Here is a 16862-nt window from a genome sequence, read left to right as displayed (position 1 = left end):
GAGGTTGTATGTCTTTTTCTCCGGTTGAATCTTTAGAAGTGCCTTTGCACAAGGTGAATGTCTCCGACGCGTTCTGGCGGGAGTATCAGCGTCTGGTGAAAGATGTGGTGGTGCCGTATCAGTGGAAGGCGCTCAATGATGAGGTCGCCGATGCCGAACCGAGCCACGCGATAGAAAACTTCCGCATTGCCGCCGGGCAAAGTGACGGTGAGTTTTACGGCATGGTTTTTCAGGACAGCGACGTCGCCAAATGGCTGGAAGCGGTGGGTTATTTGCTGGCGAAAACCCCGGACCCGGCGCTGGAGGAAACCGCCGATCAGGTGATCGAACTGGTGGGCGCGGTGCAGCAGCCCGACGGGTATCTCAACACCTATTTCACCGTCAAAGAGCCGCAACACCGCTGGACCAATCTGGCGGAATGTCACGAGCTTTACTGCGCCGGACATCTGATCGAAGCCGGTGTGGCTTATGCGCAGGCTACGGGAAAAAACCGTTTGCTGGAGATCGTCTGCAAACTGGCTGATCACATTGCCGACGTCTTCGGGCCGGGCGAAAAGCAATTACACGGCTATCCCGGTCACCCTGAAATTGAACTGGCGCTGATGCGTTTGTATGAACAAACCGCCGAAACCCGTTATCTCGAACTGACACGGTATTTCGTTGAGCAGCGCGGAGCGCAGCCGCATTTTTACGATATCGAATATGAAAAACGCGGCAAAACATCGCACTGGAATAACTACGGCCCGGCGTGGATGGTTAAAGATAAAGCCTACACGCAGGCGCATTTACCGATAGCACTACAGACCACGGCGGTCGGCCATGCGGTGCGATTCGTTTATCTGTACGCCGGTGTCGCGCACCTGGCGAGGCTGAGTCAGGATCAGGAAAAACGCGAAACCTGTCAGCGCTTATGGGAAAACATGACGCAAAAGCAGATGTACATCACTGGGGCGATTGGTTCGCAAAGCAGCGGCGAAGCGTTTTCATCGGATTACGATTTACCCAATGATACCGCCTATACCGAAACCTGCGCCTCGATTGGCCTGATGATGTTTGCCAACCGCATGTTGCAGATGGAGGCCGACAGCCGTTACAGCGACGTGATGGAACGTGCGCTTTACAACACCGTGCTGGCCGGTATGGCGCTCGACGGTAAACATTTCTTCTATGTGAATCCGCTGGAAGTGCACCCGAAAAGCATCCCGTTCAACCATATTTATGATCACGTAAAACCGGTGCGTCAGCGCTGGTTCGGCTGCGCCTGCTGCCCGCCCAATATCGCGCGGCTGCTGGCGTCACTCGGCCATTACATTTATACCCGGCGCCCGGACGGCGTGGATATCAATCTGTATATCGGCAGCGATGTGGAGGCGGAAATCGGCGGAAAACCGCTGCGGCTGAAACAATCCGGCGGCTATCCGTGGGCTGAAAACGTAACGATTGACGTTGATACCGGCGAACCGCTGGAAGCCACGCTGGCGCTGCGTTTACCAGACTGGTGCGCCAGCCCGCAGGTCACCATCAATGGTCATCCGCTTGAACTGACCAGCCTGACGCAGCGCGGATATTTGCGTCTGACCAGGGAATGGCAGAAAGGCGATCGCATTGAAATGATCTTACCGATGCCGGTCACCCGCGTGAAAGGTAACGCACTGTTGCGCCACGTCGCCGGAAAAGTCGCCGTGCAGCGCGGGCCACTGGTGTATTGCCTGGAACAGGCGGATAACGGCAGTGAACTGCATAACATTCGTTTGCCGCACGATGCGCCGTTCCGCCTGATTTCAGGCAGCGGACTGTTCGCGGGTAAAACATTGCTGCAAACGCAGGGCGAGCGACGCCCGTCGGTACAGGCCGGGCAGCAGCCGTTGTACCGCTACAATCCGCCAAAGGAAGCAACTTTGCCGCAAACCATGACCTTTGTGCCGTATTTTGCCTGGGCGAACCGTGGGGAAGGGGAGATGCGGGTGTGGATTGATGAAGTGTAGAAAAGGCTGAGCCAGCCTCCAAAAAATAAACCCGGCGCAGGTGGCCGGGTTTTGAATAACCTTTTACTGATTTAGCTGTGAGAGAGTGTTGTCTCGGCGGACTGTTTAGGCGGTTTGATCACGAAGAACACCAGAATTGCCCCCAGCGCGGCGACGCCGCCTGCGAGAATAAAGGCGCTGTCAAAACGACCGGTATTCTGGACAATAAACCCGGTGACCACAGGCCCGATGATGCCGGAGATGCTGCCGACCAGATGGATGAATCCGCTGGTGCCCCCGACGCGGGATTTATGTACCACGTCCTGAATAATCGCCCAGTAAATTGCCCCGGTGGTATACAGGAAGAAAATAGACACTGACATCAGCACTACCGCAGGCACCACGCTGGTGACGATACCGGCGAGGGCGACGCAAATGGCAGCGGCTAACAGGCTGACCACCAATATAATTTTACGCGACAGCAATAAGCGGCCGGTAATATTGAAAATCTTATCTGAAATATAACCGCCCAGTGCCAGTCCGACGAAGCCGACAATCCACGGAATAACCGTTGTCAGGCTCATCTCTTTAATATTCAGGCCATGCGCCTGCACCAGATAAGCCGGGAACCAGCTGAGGAAGAAGAACAAAATATAGTTGTAGCAGAAGAATGCAAAGGCAGTGACCAGAATAATCGGTTGTTTTAAATAATACCCCAGCCCATGCGCAGCCTGCGCCAGATCTTCCTCTTCGCTGATATTTTCATTCTTCATTGCATCAATTAAACGCAATTCTTCCTGGGACACGCGCTTACTTTTCAGCGGATTATCGGCCACCGTAAAGAACCAGATCACCATCCACACAATACCAATCGCGGCAATGACCATAAACGCCGGACGCCAGCCAAAGGAGATTGCCAGATACCCGACAATAGGCCCGGCCACAGCGCCGCCGAGCGGCGAACCGGCGCTGAGCAGACCCATGGCGGTCGCCGCCTTTTTCTTCGGGAACCAGCCGTTGATCATCTTATTTGCCGAGGCACAGATCGGGCCTTCGGCCATGCCAAATAATACCCGCAGAATCAGCATGGAATAAAAACCGGTGGCGATAGCGGTCATGCCACAAAATAGTGACCATAACCCGACGGCTAACCCCATGACGATGGTCGGGCCAAATTTATCGACAGCCAGACCGCCAAGGAAGTTAAATATCGCGTAACCAAAGAAGAAGCTGCCAAATATCATGCCGAACTGTTCAGGATTGATGGCCAGTTCTTTTTCTATCATCGGGACCGTGATCGACAGCGCAACGCGGTCGAGATAATTGATCATGTAAACCATAAACAGCAGGAATACGATTATCCAGCGTAGATTCTTAAACATAGATGCTCCACGTAGTGTTGTTTTAATAGTGTTGCGTTTTTATAAGTAGAATATGAGGTACAACAGACGGGAGGATTGAATTCTCCTCCCGTTAAAGCCAAATCGTCAGATATCTTCGTGATCAGAATGCCAGCAGAACCTTGCAGCATGAACGCTGATCTTTCTCAAACAGCGTCAGCGCGGCTTCGACTTCGCTGGCAGGCATCCAGTGCGTCACCAGCTTTTCGGGCGCGATCTTCCCTTGCTCAATCCATTCAATCACCTGCGGGAACCGGTGGCTGTTCAGGCGTGAAGAGAACAACGAAATCTCTTTGCTGGTAATACTTTGCTGCGTCACCGAACTCGGCTCGCCGGAGAAACCCATCATGCCGATGCGTGCTGCCGGAGACGCCAGCAGAATGGCTTCCTGCAAAATCGCCGGATGGCAGGCGGCATCCACGATGAGCGTCGGGCGCACACCTTCTGCGGCGAGCACGTCGGCTACGCTGCGTTCGGCATTGTTGATGGTCCAGTCTGCGCCACTTTCCTGTGCCATCTGAAGACGTTCTTCAATGCGATCGGTGACAATCACTTTCTGCACGCCGTAGACGCCTTTCAGTACCTGAATCACCGTCAGCCCCATCGGACCGGCACCGTACACCAGCGCGGTATCCTGCGGTGTCGGTTTGAGAAAGGCGGTGATATTGGCCGCGATAGTAAAGGGTTCGACCATGCTGGCGAGTTTGTCCGGAATGGCCGCAGGCACCACGTAGGCATTTTTCGCCGGTGCGCAGGCATAATCACTGAAACCCCCGTCACGGTGGACGCCGATCACCTGCAACTCGGTGCACACGTTCGGGCGGCCAATGGAGCAGGGATAACAATGGCCGCAGCTGACCACCGGATCAACGACCACGCGCTCGCCGATACGCGAGGTGTCTACGCCTTCTCCGACGCTGTCGATGTGCCCGAAGAACTCATGGCCGATCACCCGTGGGTATTTTGCGAACGGATTATGCCCGTGATAAATGTGCACATCCGAACCGCAAATCCCTGCGTAACTGACCCGAACTCGTACCTCACCGGCGGCAGGTACCGGCAAGGCACGTTGCTCGATCACCAGTTTTCCTGGTTCTTGTATAACGACACTGTTCATTATTCGCTCCCTTACCAGTTCCACAACGTACCGTCTTCCAGACGGGCTACCGGCAGATAGGCCGGTTCATACGGATATTTCGCTGCCAGCTTTTCGTCGAACTCAATGCCCAGACCCGGTTTTTCGCCAGGGTGCATGTAGCCGTTATCGAACGTCCAGTTATGCGGGAAGACTTCCAGCATTTGCTCGGAGTAACCCATATATTCCTGCACGCCAAAGTTTGGCACCCACAGGTCGAAGTGCAGCGCCGCCGCCATACAAACGGGTGAGAGGTCGGAAGGGCCGTGCGAGCCGGTACGCACCTGATACAGCGAGGCGAAATCAGCAATGCGGCGCATGCCGGTGATGCCGCCCGCGTGGGTAATGGTGGTGCGGATATAGTCGATCAGTTGCTCTTCGATCAGCTGTTTGCAATCCCAGATGCTGTTGAACACTTCCCCTACCGCGATTGGCGTCACCGTATGCTGGCGGATCAAACGGAAGCATTCCTGATTTTCCGCCGGGGTCGGATCTTCCATCCAGAACAGACGATAGTCTTCAATGCTTTTACCAAAGCGCGCCGCTTCGATTGGCGTCAGGCGGTGGTGCATGTCGTGCAGCAGGTGTTCGTCGAAGCCGAATTTGTTACGCACGGCTTCAAACAGTTTTGGTGTGAAATCGAGGTATTTCTCCGTTGACCACAGCTGTTCTTCCGGCCAGTTGCCTTTGGTGGCCGGTTCGTAGGCCAGCCCTTTGCCTTTCGCCATGCCGTAAGTGGTTTTCATGCCCGGTACGCCGCATTGCGCGCGGATCGCCTTGAAGCCCAGCTCTTTGTGTTTAGCGTAGTCATCAAGCACTTCATCCACCGAATGGCCGGTGGTGTGGCAGTAAACCATGACGCCGGTGCGCGATGCGCCACCGAGCAGTTGATACAGCGGCATATTGGCGGCTTTGGCCTTGATGTCCCACAGCGCGGTGTCCACGGCGGAAATCGCCGACATAGTGACCGGGCCACGACGCCAGTACGCGCCTTTGTAGAAGAACTGCCAGATATCCTCGATCTGATGCGCGTCACGCCCGATCAGTTGCGGACAAACATGATCTTTCAGGTAGGACGCCACCGGCAGTTCGCGGCCATTCAGCGTGGCATCACCGATCCCGGTCAGCCCGCTGTCGGTAGTGATCTTCAACGTAACAAAGTTGCGCCCCGGACAAGTAACAAAGACTTCAGCATTCACGATTTTCATCGGTTATGACCTTCTGCAGTAAAGTAAGATGCATTTTCTTTGGCTATAAATACGCCACATGACAACTACCATACAAGTATGTTTATCGTTTTTTGCCGGGGAGGATCACACTTTGTTGCGGAAAAGTGAATATGACGAGAGGCGGGAAACCGGCTGCGGGTGCCAATAAAAAAGCCTCCGCGGTGGGAGGCTTCGGGTGTTTTTATTGCGCCAGCCGCATCACTTCCTCCCATACCGCATCATCCACCGGGATCCCCTGGCTGAGGTTTTCACGGCGGTTTGATGCCGCCGTTTGCCCCGGATACCGCACATCGCGACTGTTTTCGGCGGGATCGGATCCATTCACATAATCTGCCACGCTGTCGGCCATGCGTTCGGTGAACTCAGCGCCACCGAGTTGTTGCGGATCGAACACCATGAAGATCTGACTGGCGCCGGTGCAGCTGCCTTTGCCTATTTTGTCGATCTCATTGGTGGGGGCTCCGGCTGACAACAGTGCGGCCATGGCATCCAGCACAATCGCCAGACCGGAACCTTTCCAGTAACCGGTGGGTAAAATACGCATTGAGGCTTCGATCGGGCCCGGATCGTCGGTAAGATTTCCCTCTTTATCGTAGCCGCCGGGGAAAGGCAGTTTTTCGTTTTTCAGCCGGGTAACCTGTAATTTGCCGTAGGAATACTGTGACATCGCCATATCCAGCACGATCGGGCCTTTGGCGCGGGGCACCGCCATCACGAACGGGTTGTTGCCGACACGGGTATTTTTACCGCCCCAGGCAGGCATGCAGGATTCAGTATTCGTCCAGCATATCGCGGCCATGCCATGTTCGGCTGCGTGCCAGCCATAACTTCCGCCGCGCATCCAGTGGGTGCTGTTTTTCAGCGCCACAATGCCGACGCCGTATTCCTTTGCCATCTCTGCGGCTTTTTCGACGGCGAACAGGGCGTTGGTGATGCCGATCCCCTGATGTCCGTTGTAAATAGCGATGGCCCCCAGTGATTTTTCAAGTTCCGGTTTGGCATGAATATCAATCCAGCCCTTTTTGACATAATCCACAAAGCGCGCCACCCGGTTCAGGCCGTGTGAGGCAATGCCATCGCAGCTGGATTCGGTATGGATACGGGCGCAAACCCGCGCACTTTCATCATCCAGCCCGGCATTGAGCAGGGCGCGCTGGATTGTCTGTTGCATCAGGCTGAATTCAATTCTTTGCATGGTCGGCTCCGGTTGAGAGTTCAGGGGAAGTCGGGGAAGACATTATGTCGGTCTGACTAAGAATATTATTATCACCCCAGCATTTTTCGTAAGGCCAGCCGGTCAGTTGTTCGGCGATTAAACGGGTTTCAGGCGTGACGTCATATTTACTGCCACCGGCTTTCAGGCGCTCGATTTCATTAACCAGCAAGGCATGATTATGGCGGGTAAGTTTGAATTTCATTGAACTGTATAAACCGATCAGCAGGAAAATAACCGAACCGGCACCGAACACCAACGTAATACCATAAACAGCTTCGGCAGGTTGAGTACTGCTTTTTGGGGTAAATCCATAATGCTGTAATAACAGCCCGACGCTGAATAACGCCACTGCCTGAACGGCTTTGCGCACGAAGGTCATTACTCCGGCGAATATACCTTCGCGACGTTTACCCGTGAGCATTTCATCCACATCAGGAATAAAGCTGTAGATATTCCAGCAAACATAACTGGTGCCGGAACGCCCGACGCCCATGAGGATAACGGACACATAAATCAGCGCCATATTATAAGGCAATTGCAGAAGATGAATGGCGATGAATAAGCCGACACTGGCTAACATAAACAGTTGAGCAATTCTGTACGATGCGCCATTTCCCCATTTCATACAGAGAAAAATAAACAGCGCGACACACACAAACTGTACCAGCGTCATTAATGTCATGGCGTTGGAGGCTGACACTGCATTCTGCCCGAGAACAAAAATGATGTAATAAGCGAGCACTGCACCGAGCACGTCGAGCGCGACATAGCCCCCCAGATACATGCCCACATGCTGGCGGAAAGTCCGCACTTTCATGGTGGAAACCAGGGATTTAAACAGGTGTTTCATGTCCCGTCGAAAAGAGAGTTTAGGCGCAGAAACATCCACAGGGATAGGGCGCTCCCAGGTGTAGAAGTACAACAGCAGGATCACCACGGCAAACAGCACGCCAAAAATGGCACCCATAATCAGAAAAGAGGAAGAAGAGTCATCTCCGAGATACGCAATAATCCGCCCCGGTAACCATGCCGCTAATATTGCCGCGCCGGTAGAAAAGAACATTCTGACGCCGGTGAGTTTTGTGCGCATTTTAAAGCTGGAGGTCATTTCTGCTGCCAGCGTTTCATACGGCACAATGGCCAGCGTATAGGCAGCATAGAATAAAATATACGTGACCAGGTAATACCAGAACCCCATACCGCTGACCCACATAATAATGTAAGTCACCATAATTAACGGCGCGCCGAATAAGAAGAAGAATCCCCGGCGTCCGTATTTTTTACCCAGCGGGTTACGGTAGAAATTATCAGTGACATATCCCATCAGTGGATCAAAAAAAGCGTCCAGCAGACGTGCCGTCGCAATAACGGCTCCCGCCTCTGCGGGGCTTAATCCGGCATAAGTGGTATAGAAAAACATTATCCACAAACCCAATACCGCAAAACATCCGCCGCCGAAGAAATCACCTCCGCCGTACGCCAGCATATTTTTAAGCGATATCGGTCTTTCTTTATGATGATTAATCATGATGCCTCTGTATCCAATAAAATTGAGATAAATAAAAGTCATGAAAAGACACGAATAATAATGCCCGCAGAACTTCATCCGTGGACCTTCAGCGGCATAGGCAATGTAAACCTAGGTAATGCACAGCTACCATACAAGTATATTTATCGGGATTTAACAGGAGGGATCACAAAAACAGGGATGGATTTCCTCTGTACTGTAAGGCAGATCACAGTACAGAGAATGAACAAATGACAGGAGGGGAGAGGTTAGCCCAGCAACTCGCAATGGGGTGGCAACCGGCACTCGATGACTTCGGGCAGAACTTCAATGCGAAAATGTTTCCCGGTCAGCGGTTCGCCATCCAGATTGAAGGTCATGTCATGGGGGGCAGTGATTTCCAGCCACGGCAGATGGGCGGAGACGATATTTTTGTTTTCTTCGTTGTTGAGCAGGCTGCGAAGGAAAGACGGCAGAAGTTCTTCTGACGTCAGCAGACGCAGTTGCAGCAGGCCATCATTGATCAGCGCTTCCGGGCAAATCTGCTGGCCGCCACCGGCCTGACGGCCATTACCAATGCCGATGACCAGGGCGTCGCCTTCCCAGCTGAAATCCGGGCCTTTGATCTCGCAGCGGTCAGCCTTCAGCGTATCCAGACGTAAAAGTCCGTGAATGAAGTACGAGACGCCGCCGAGTGCCGCTTTGAGTTTTTCCGGCGTTTCGGTGGTGATACGCGTACCAAAACCGCCCGTCGCCATATTGATGAAGAAATGTTTATCATTCACCTGAGCCAGATCGATGGCTTCTGCACGGCCTTTGATCGCCAGCAATAATGCCTGTTCAGGCGCCAGCGGAATATTACAAGCGGTCGCAAAATCATTGGCAGTGCCGAGTGGCACAATGCCCAGGATCGGACGCGGGCCTTCAAGTTGCGCCAGTGCGCCGGCGACTTCGTTGATGGTGCCATCGCCGCCACCCGCGATCACCGTGTCACACCCAAGGGCGACAGCTTCTGCGACATAACGAAGGGCGTCGCCGTATTCCCAGGTTACGCGGACAAACAGTTCGATCCCTTCTTTGCGCAGAGCACCGACGGCCTCACGCAGCTCTTCATTGCCTGCGCCTTTTCCATTCAAAATCAACAGTGCTGTGGTCATGTATGCTCCTCGTTTCTTTCTATAACTACCATAAATGATTAAGCGCATACTTGGCTATCAGATAAATGATCGAAAACCTCATTCATAAATGAAATGGTTGAAATTATATATATTTATTAAAGCTATTATTTAGGCGTCAATTTTATTTATTAATAGAAAGGAAAGAAAAAATAATGAGACAGGACGGCGAACATTCAAAGGGGATTGATTACCAAAAGAAAAGCCAGCTCAAGGGAGATTGAGCTGGCCAAGGAGGTGGTTCCTAGTGTAGTCCGGTGCTTTATTTTGCATTCGAAGTAAATTGCGAATGCATATTATCCAGCCCGGCAAGAAATAGATGTGATCAGTTTCTTGTTTTCAACAAAAGCCTTATTTCGCGTGCGGATTGCGCGTATCGGTTTCTTCCAGATTGCGCAACAAGATAGCGAATTCCAGGCTGACATCCTCCGGCAGCGCTGCATACACAATGTGCCCGTTGCCTGGCGCCACGTCGGTCGGCTGGCCTTTTTTGTTGCGCAGGGCCTCCAGTTTGAACTGGATGTTGCCCTGCGGCGTCATCATTTCCACGCTGTCACCGACGCTGAATTTATTCTTCACATCGATTTCCGCCCAGCCATCGACGCGGTTGCCGGTGAATTCACCGACGAATTGCTGACGGTCGCTGACCGAGAAACCGTATTCATAGTTTTGCTGTGCGTCGTGCGTATGGCGGCGCAGAAAACCTTCGGTATAGCCGCGATGCGCCAGGCCTTCCAGCGTAGAGAGCAGGGTCGGGTCGAAGGGTTTTCCGGCGACGGCGTCATCAATGGCGCGGCGGTAAACCTGCGCGGTGCGGGCACAATAATAGAAAGATTTGGTGCGGCCTTCGATTTTCAGAGAATGCACGCCCATCCGGGTCAGGGTTTCAACGTGCTGAATGGCGCGCAGATCTTTTGAGTTCATGATGTAGGTGCCGTGTTCATCTTCGAACGCACTCATGTATTCGCCAGGACGCATCGCTTCTTCCAGCATGAAGACTTTGTCCGTTGGCTGGCCGACGCCCAGCGTCGGTTCCACTGCATCCACCTGCTGTACCGGGATCGGTTCATGCTGATGCACGATACTGCCGATATCGTTCTCTTTGCCTTCCTGAACCTTATATTCCCAGCGGCAGGCGTTGGTGCAGGTTCCCTGATTCGGGTCGCGTTTGTTGATGTAACCGGAAAGCAGGCAGCGGCCGGAATACGCCATACACAGCGCGCCGTGAACGAAAATTTCGATTTCCATGTCCGGCACCTGGGTGCGGATTTCAGCGATTTCTTCCAGTGACAGTTCACGCGATAAAATGACCCGCGTCAGCCCCATTTGCTTCCAGAACTTCACCGTCGCCCAGTTCACCGCGTTAGCCTGCACCGAGAGATGAATATCCATCTGCGGGAAGGCTTCGCGCACCATCATGATCAGCCCCGGATCTGACATGATCAGCGCGTCCGGCCCCATGTCGATCACCGGTTGCAGGTCACGCAGGAAGGTTTTCAGCTTGGCATTGTGCGGGGCGATGTTGACCACCACGTAGAATTTTTTACCCAGCGCATGGGCTTCATCGATGCCGGTTTGCAGATTCTGATGGTTAAATTCGTTATTACGCACGCGCAGGCTGTAGCGCGGTTGTCCGGCATAGACCGCATCTGCGCCATAGGCGAAAGCGTAGCGCATGTTTTTGAGGGAACCGGCAGGGGAAAGCAGTTCAGGAACAAAAGAATCGGGGGTCAACATAGTCAATCTCAGTCTGATCACAAGTCAGGGCCGTCCCGAATGCGGGGCGACGAAAGGCCAGAATTGTAACGTCTGAGTTGATCAAAAGCAGCCGGTTAGTGTGGGTATTTGGGGTTTTACGGGGTCAGATCAATTTTTGGCGACTGAGGTTGCCGCAGGAACGTGACAACCTCAGGAAAAGAGCGATCAGGCAGTTTGCTGGGTCAGATCACGGATATCCGTGGTGCTCCCGTTTTTAACCACCGACTGCACGCCTTTTTTTGCTGCACTTTCGGTCGTGTACATTTCGCTCACGCCAATCACCTGATGGTTTTTGGCTTTCAGTACGAAGTAAAACTGACCGTCTTTTGACGGTTTCACTTCGTACTGCTCTTCGTGCGGGGCATTGTTTTGTACCGAGGTGATGCCGTTTTCCGCCGATGCTTTACTGGCATACATTTCACTGGTGAGAATAATCTCTCCGTTCCCGGCCTTCAGGTTAAAGTGAAACTGTCCATTCTTCGCTTTTTTCAGATCATAGTGACCAGTTGCCATAAAGGTTATCTCCAGCAAGAGGGGGTTATTTTCCTGAGATAAGTGTAGTTAAAGAAGAATGTTTCGCGGCAATAAGAGGAAGTTATGGCATGAAATGTGAACCGGCCGACAGACTTTCAGTAACTTTACAAAACTGAAATGCCGGCCCGGAGTGCATCAGGCGAGGTGGCAGGGCTCCGCTTCCCAGCGATAACCGACGCCGTAAACCGCGCGGATAAAGGCTTTCTCCCCATCAAGGGATTCCAGCTTACGCCGGAGATTTTTGATGTGACTGTCGATGGTGCGGTCCGTCACCACGCGATAATCATCGTAGAGATTATTCAGCAGCACTTCGCGGGTAAACACGTAGCCCGGTTTCACCGAAAGCGTCTTCAGCAGCCGGAACTCCGCCGGTGTCAGCTCCAGTTCATGCCCCTGAAATGACGCCTGAAAACGCGCCTCATCAATGTGCAGTCCGTGGCTTTTCGTGAACGTTTCTTCAGGCCGCACGCAGCGTCGCAGGATCACTTTTACACGCGCCACCACTTCACGCGGGCTGTAAGGCTTGCAGATATAATCATCTGCGCCAATTTCCAGCCCCAGCAGGCGGTCAATTTCCTCGGTTTTTGCCGTGACCATCATGACGGGCACGTCAGAAAACTGGCGAATATCGCGGCAGATAGACAGACCACTGCTGCCCGGCAACATCAGATCCAGCAAAATCAGCGCGGGTGGATGGGCTTTGACCTGGGCGATCACATCGTGGCCGTCCGCCAGCCACTGCGTGGCGTAACCTGCGGCCTCGAGATAGTCGATCAGCAACTGAGCGAGTTTCGGCTCATCTTCCACGATCATAATTTTTAACGGCGCAGGGCCGGACATTACAGAATCGTTCATCAGTTTCTCGGTCCATGTGGAACAGAAAGCGGCAGGACGACCGTGACACGCACGCCGCCTGCGGGAGAGTGGCTGGCGCTTATCTGCCCGCCGTGTGCTTCGACGATATTCTGGCAGATCGCCAGGCCTAAACCTGAGCCACCGCTGGCGCGATTGCGCGAGCCTTCGGTGCGGTAAAAGCGTTCAAAAATGCGCGTCAGCTGTTCATCGCTGATGCCGGGGGCGCTGTCCTGAAAGGTCAGACACAGCGATTTCTCACGGATTTCACCCAGGATTTCCAGCCCACCATTAGGGTCAGTATAGCGCAGGCTGTTTTCCAGCAGATTATTGAAAAGCTGAGAAAGACGCTGCGGATCGCCGAACACCTCGGCGTGCTCCGGCAGCGTGCTGGTTAGGGTTAACTGTTTGCTGTGGAAACGATCGCGCGAACCGGCTTCTGCCAGCTGGACCAGATGCACGACATCGGTATCGACTTTGCGATAAGCCAGTGCGCCGGCATCAGAAAGGGAAAGCTGATGCAAATCATCCACCAGTTTGGTCAGGATCGACACCTCGGATTGCAGCGACTCCAGCGAGCCGAGGGTCATTTTACGCACGCCGTCCTGCATGGCTTCCAGCTCGCCGCGCAGCACCGCCAGCGGGGTGCGCAGTTCGTGGGATATATCAGCCATAAATGCCCGCCGCATCTGTTCATTTTTTTCCAGCGTCATCGCCAGCTGGTTGAAATCCTGCGCCAGTTTGCCCAGCTCATCCTCGCTGTCGACTTCCACCCGGGTGCTGAAATTCCCCGCCGCAAGCTGATGAGTGCCGTTGACCAGCCGTTTTACCGGCGCGAGCATTCCACGGGATAAAAGCCAGGTCACGGCAGCAGCCAGCAAGGCGGTAAACGCGACAATCATCCAGCTGGTGCGGCTTTGCTGGCGCTCGAAGTTAATATCGGCATCACGGGTCAGGCGTTCAGCCGGGGTAGAAATCACCGAACCTATCACCACGCCGTTGACGGTCATTACGCGGCGCGGCCCCTGCAGATCATGCGGAACCGGCTGATCGTAACCGCCGATGCGACGATCGTTACTGTCGAGGATCCAGAATTTAGTGCGCCACCCCTGTGGCGGCATTTTCGGGCTGCTGTTTTGTTCAAATGAGCGCATGAGCTGATAAATCAGCCGGTCATTTTTTTCCAGAAACTCCCAGTTGCCGTGCTGCCGGTACTGCTCCTGTAAAGTGTCTGCCAGCAACTCGACGCGCTGTTCGTTGCTCTGACGAATGTAATCGATAAAGCCGCGCTCGAAGCTCATTCGCACGCCCCAGTTCATGGTAATAAGCACCAGCGCACAGGTGCAGAAGATGGCCATGAACAGTTTTGCGGTGATACCTGGTTTCATGATTTTCTCATTGGATCGGGAGAACCGGCCGCAGCGCGACGACGGTCAATAAGGGCATTTTTCTGCGCATCCAGCGGCACGCGTGAGAAGACCCAGGCGGGCAGGGCAATCACCAGCGCCATCGACATGTAGCAATACAAAAATGCGGTGTGCATTGCGCTGCTGCCGACGCTGACCTGCTGATGAGCAAACAGGCCGATGAGTATCCCCGCGACGCTGACGCCGAGGCTCATTGACAGTTGCATGATCATAGACAGCAAACTGTTACCGCTGCTGGCAAGGCGCGGCGGCAGATCTTTCAGCGTCAGCGTGTTCATTGACGAGAAGCGCAGTGAGTTCACCATTCCCTGGAAAAACAGCACCACGGGAATCATCCACACCGCGCCGTAAATCGCCACAAGCGGGAAGATAAGCGTAATCAGCGCCAGCAGCAGGGTGGCGATGACCAGCGCATGACGGTAGCCGAGCTGATTCACCAGCCGGACGACCACCCGTTTCATGCCCATACTGCCGAGCACCATCGGGATCATCATCAGCCCGGCATGAAACGGCGTGAAGCCCATGCCGAGTTGCAGAAAAACGGGGGTCATAAACGGCAGCATCCCGCTGCCGATGCGGCCAAGAAAACTGCCGGTCAGGCCGATTTTAAAGGTCGGCGTATGGAAAAGGCGCAGGGAAAACAGGGCGGATAAATTACCGCGGGCGTGCAGCCAGTAAATGCCCAGCGCGCCAAAGCCGACGAAGGTCAGCAGCAGCAGTTCCGGCGGGGTCAGCCCTAGGCCACGGCTGCCGTCAAGCGCCAGCGTCAGGGTGGCCATGCACACGGCGAGCATCACAAACCCGCTGATATCAAAGCGGCGGGTCTGCATTTTGTAGTTCGGCATGATCATGAGTGTTGCGATACAACCGGCGATGCCCACCGGCAGGTTAATCAAAAATATCCAGTGCCAGCTGGCGTACTGCACCAGAAAGCCGCCCAGCGCCGGGCCGAGCAGAGGGCCGACCTGACCCGGCAGCGTCACCATGGTCATGGCTGCCATATATTCACTGCGCGGCACGATTTTTAACACTGTCAGTCTGCCCACCGGCACCATCATCGCGCCGCCAACGCCCTGCACCACGCGGGACATCACCAGTTCGCGCAGGCTGTCGGACTGTGCACACAGCAGCGAACCTAAGGTGAACAGGACGATGGCCGAAAAGAAAACCCACTTAACGCCGACTTTGTCTGCCAGCCAACCACTGGCGGGCAGCATCACGGCCACGGTCAGGACATACGCGACCACCACCGAGTGCATGTGCAATGGGTTTTCACCCAGGCTGTGGGCCATCGACGGCAGCGCGGTGTTAACGATGGTGGTATCGAGTGCCTGCATGAAGAAGCCAAAGGCGACGATCCACAACTGCCAGCGCACAGAGGGCGGCAGGGGGGCGGAGGGCAGTACGGTGTCAGTGTTTTCAGATTTCATCGGGTTATCGCATCAGCACAATCATTGTCGCGGCTTGCAGAGGGTCATCAGGCCAGACCTACAGTGTAGCCAGATTGCTCCGGCAGAAAATGGAGGAATTAAGGAGAGTCCCCCTCATTTCTCCCAACGATTTGGACATGACTTATGACAAAAAGGTCGGACTTTCAGCCACCCATTTTATATCAGAATGCTAAGGTAAACCCTGAATCACAAATCGTTCGCACGCGAAGAAAATCTACCCTGACCGTTTAGAGGAGTGAGTGATGAGTAAAAGAGAATTAGGCCGTTCAGGTATCCAGGTACCGCTACTGACTTTTGGTGGCAACGTGTTTGGCTGGACGGTCGATCAGACGGCCTCTTTCAGCCTGCTCGATGCCTTACTGGATCACAACCTGAACTTTATCGACACCGCCGACGTCTATTCCGCCTGGGTCGAGGGCAATCAGGGCGGCGAGTCCGAAACGATCATCGGTAACTGGCTGAAGAAAACCGGTAAACGCGATCAGATCGTTCTGGCGACTAAAGTCGGTAAACCCATGGGAGAAGGCAAAGTGGGCCTGTCTCCCCGCTACATTAAAGACGCGGTGGAAGCTTCGCTCAGACGGCTGCAAACGGACTATATCGATCTCTACCAGTCGCATGATGATGATGCCGATACGCCGCTGGCTGAAACCATGGCCGCGTTTGATGCGCTGATTAAAGAAGGTAAAGTCCGTGCCGTTGGCGCGTCGAACTACAGCGCGCCGCGTCTGGCTGAGGCGCTGAAAGTCAGCAAGGAGAACGGTCTGGCGCGGTATGAAACGCTGCAACCCTTGTACAACCTGTATGACCGCAAAGTGTATGAAGAAGCGCTGGAAAAGGTCGTGACGGACAACGGTCTGGGCGTCATTAACTTTTACGGGCTGGCCGCCGGCTTCCTGACCGGGAAATATCGCACTCAGGCTGACGCCAGTAAAAGTCTGCGCGGTGAGAGTGTGATTGCGCGTTATCTCGATGAACGCGGTCTGAAGGTGCTACGGGGGCTGGATCAGGTCGCTGAAAAGCACGGTGCGCAGCCTGGCCAGGTCGCGCTGGCATGGCAGATTGCCCGCCCCTCCATCACTTCTCCGATCGTCAGCGCGACATCCTTGCAGCAGCTGAACGAACTGGCGCAGGCCGCAACGCTGAAACTGGATGATGCAGATATTCAGACGCTGAACGACGCCAGCGCCTGGTAAATTTGCCGTCTCAGAAAT

Annotated in this window: 13 protein-coding genes; 2 read left to right on the top strand and 11 right to left on the bottom strand. The window is 54.1% G+C overall.

The genetic code is table 11. From position 1 onward, the window contains the following. Positions 1–8 precede the first annotated feature (8 nt). Positions 9–1985, top strand: a complete 1977-nt coding sequence (locus J1779_RS20165; RefSeq protein ID WP_217204607.1) for a glycoside hydrolase family 127 protein — start codon at positions 9–11, stop codon at positions 1983–1985. A gap of 71 nt (positions 1986–2056) precedes the next feature. Here J1779_RS20165 and J1779_RS20160 read toward each other — a convergent pair whose 3' ends face one another. The 11 genes from J1779_RS20160 to mdtD form a co-directional block, all read right to left on the bottom strand. Further along, on the bottom strand, positions 2057–3346 hold the full coding sequence (locus tag J1779_RS20160; protein ID WP_056781197.1) for an MFS transporter: 1290 nt from the start codon (positions 3344–3346) through the stop codon (positions 2057–2059). A gap of 121 nt (positions 3347–3467) precedes the next feature. Continuing rightward, positions 3468–4481, bottom strand: a complete 1014-nt coding sequence (locus tag J1779_RS20155) for a Zn-dependent oxidoreductase (RefSeq protein WP_183847933.1) — start codon at positions 4479–4481, stop codon at positions 3468–3470. 11 nt (positions 4482–4492) lie between these two features. Then, positions 4493–5707, bottom strand: coding sequence for a D-mannonate dehydratase ManD (manD, locus tag J1779_RS20150; RefSeq protein WP_056781191.1), 1215 nt, complete (start codon positions 5705–5707; stop codon positions 4493–4495). Between the two features lie 202 nt (positions 5708–5909). Further along, positions 5910–6923: a 3-dehydro-L-gulonate 2-dehydrogenase gene (gene yiaK / locus J1779_RS20145; protein WP_217204606.1), complete on the bottom strand. Its 1014-nt coding sequence runs from the start codon at positions 6921–6923 to the stop codon at positions 5910–5912. After that, a complete protein-coding gene (locus J1779_RS20140; protein ID WP_217204605.1) occupies positions 6910–8472 on the bottom strand; it encodes an MFS transporter in 1563 nt (520 codons plus the stop codon). The genes yiaK and J1779_RS20140 overlap by 14 nt, the downstream gene beginning before the upstream one ends. 248 nt (positions 8473–8720) lie before the next feature. Beyond that, positions 8721–9608 (bottom strand): lipid kinase YegS, encoded by an 888-nt coding sequence (gene yegS / locus J1779_RS20135; protein ID WP_122097436.1) that lies wholly within the window; start codon positions 9606–9608, stop codon positions 8721–8723. A gap of 369 nt (positions 9609–9977) precedes the next feature. Continuing rightward, on the bottom strand, positions 9978–11363 hold the full coding sequence (gene trhP / locus J1779_RS20130; RefSeq protein ID WP_122097437.1) for a prephenate-dependent tRNA uridine(34) hydroxylase TrhP: 1386 nt from the start codon (positions 11361–11363) through the stop codon (positions 9978–9980). A gap of 186 nt (positions 11364–11549) precedes the next feature. Next, positions 11550–11897 carry a YegP family protein gene (locus tag J1779_RS20125; protein ID WP_122097438.1) on the bottom strand — a complete coding sequence of 116 codons (348 nt, stop codon included), beginning with the start codon at positions 11895–11897 and terminating at the stop codon, positions 11550–11552. Positions 11898–12053: 156 nt separating this feature from the next. Further along, positions 12054–12773, bottom strand: coding sequence for an envelope stress response regulator BaeR (baeR, locus tag J1779_RS20120; RefSeq protein WP_056781176.1), 720 nt, complete (start codon positions 12771–12773; stop codon positions 12054–12056). Then, positions 12773–14158 carry an envelope stress sensor histidine kinase BaeS gene (gene baeS / locus J1779_RS20115; RefSeq protein ID WP_217204604.1) on the bottom strand — a complete coding sequence of 462 codons (1386 nt, stop codon included), beginning with the start codon at positions 14156–14158 and terminating at the stop codon, positions 12773–12775. Before baeS ends, baeR begins: the two co-directional genes overlap by 1 nt. Further along, positions 14155–15627: a multidrug transporter subunit MdtD gene (gene mdtD / locus J1779_RS20110; protein WP_217204603.1), complete on the bottom strand. Its 1473-nt coding sequence runs from the start codon at positions 15625–15627 to the stop codon at positions 14155–14157. Before mdtD ends, baeS begins: the two co-directional genes overlap by 4 nt. A gap of 263 nt (positions 15628–15890) precedes the next feature. On the opposite strand from mdtD, the gene J1779_RS20105 reads away from it, so the two are divergent. After that, complete coding sequence (locus J1779_RS20105; RefSeq protein ID WP_217204602.1) at positions 15891–16844, top strand: aldo/keto reductase; 954 nt, start codon at positions 15891–15893, stop codon at positions 16842–16844. Positions 16845–16862 lie beyond the last annotated feature (18 nt).

It is taken from the genome of Rahnella rivi (assembly GCF_019049655.1).
GTDB lineage: Bacteria > Pseudomonadota > Gammaproteobacteria > Enterobacterales > Enterobacteriaceae > Rahnella > Rahnella rivi.
The sequence above is the reverse complement of the archived record's forward strand: the minus strand, read 5'-3'. Positions and strand labels throughout refer to the sequence as shown.

Bases quoted from the DNA above. Each gene is read 5' to 3' on its own strand.
- J1779_RS20165 (WP_217204607.1), top strand. From the start codon at position 9: ATGTCTTTTTCTCCGGTTGAATCTTTAGAAGTGCCTTTGCACAAGGTG.
- J1779_RS20160 (WP_056781197.1), bottom strand. From the start codon at position 3,346: ATGTTTAAGAATCTACGCTGGATAATCGTATTCCTGCTGTTTATGGTT.
- J1779_RS20155 (WP_183847933.1), bottom strand. From the start codon at position 4,481: ATGAACAGTGTCGTTATACAAGAACCAGGAAAACTGGTGATCGAGCAA.
- manD (WP_056781191.1), bottom strand. From the start codon at position 5,707: ATGAAAATCGTGAATGCTGAAGTCTTTGTTACTTGTCCGGGGCGCAAC.
- yiaK (WP_217204606.1), bottom strand. From the start codon at position 6,923: ATGCAAAGAATTGAATTCAGCCTGATGCAACAGACAATCCAGCGCGCC.
- J1779_RS20140 (WP_217204605.1), bottom strand. From the start codon at position 8,472: ATGATTAATCATCATAAAGAAAGACCGATATCGCTTAAAAATATGCTG.
- yegS (WP_122097436.1), bottom strand. From the start codon at position 9,608: ATGACCACAGCACTGTTGATTTTGAATGGAAAAGGCGCAGGCAATGAA.
- trhP (WP_122097437.1), bottom strand. From the start codon at position 11,363: ATGTTGACCCCCGATTCTTTTGTTCCTGAACTGCTTTCCCCTGCCGGT.
- J1779_RS20125 (WP_122097438.1), bottom strand. From the start codon at position 11,897: ATGGCAACTGGTCACTATGATCTGAAAAAAGCGAAGAATGGACAGTTT.
- baeR (WP_056781176.1), bottom strand. From the start codon at position 12,773: ATGAACGATTCTGTAATGTCCGGCCCTGCGCCGTTAAAAATTATGATC.
- baeS (WP_217204604.1), bottom strand. From the start codon at position 14,158: ATGAAACCAGGTATCACCGCAAAACTGTTCATGGCCATCTTCTGCACC.
- mdtD (WP_217204603.1), bottom strand. From the start codon at position 15,627: ATGAAATCTGAAAACACTGACACCGTACTGCCCTCCGCCCCCCTGCCG.
- J1779_RS20105 (WP_217204602.1), top strand. From the start codon at position 15,891: ATGAGTAAAAGAGAATTAGGCCGTTCAGGTATCCAGGTACCGCTACTG.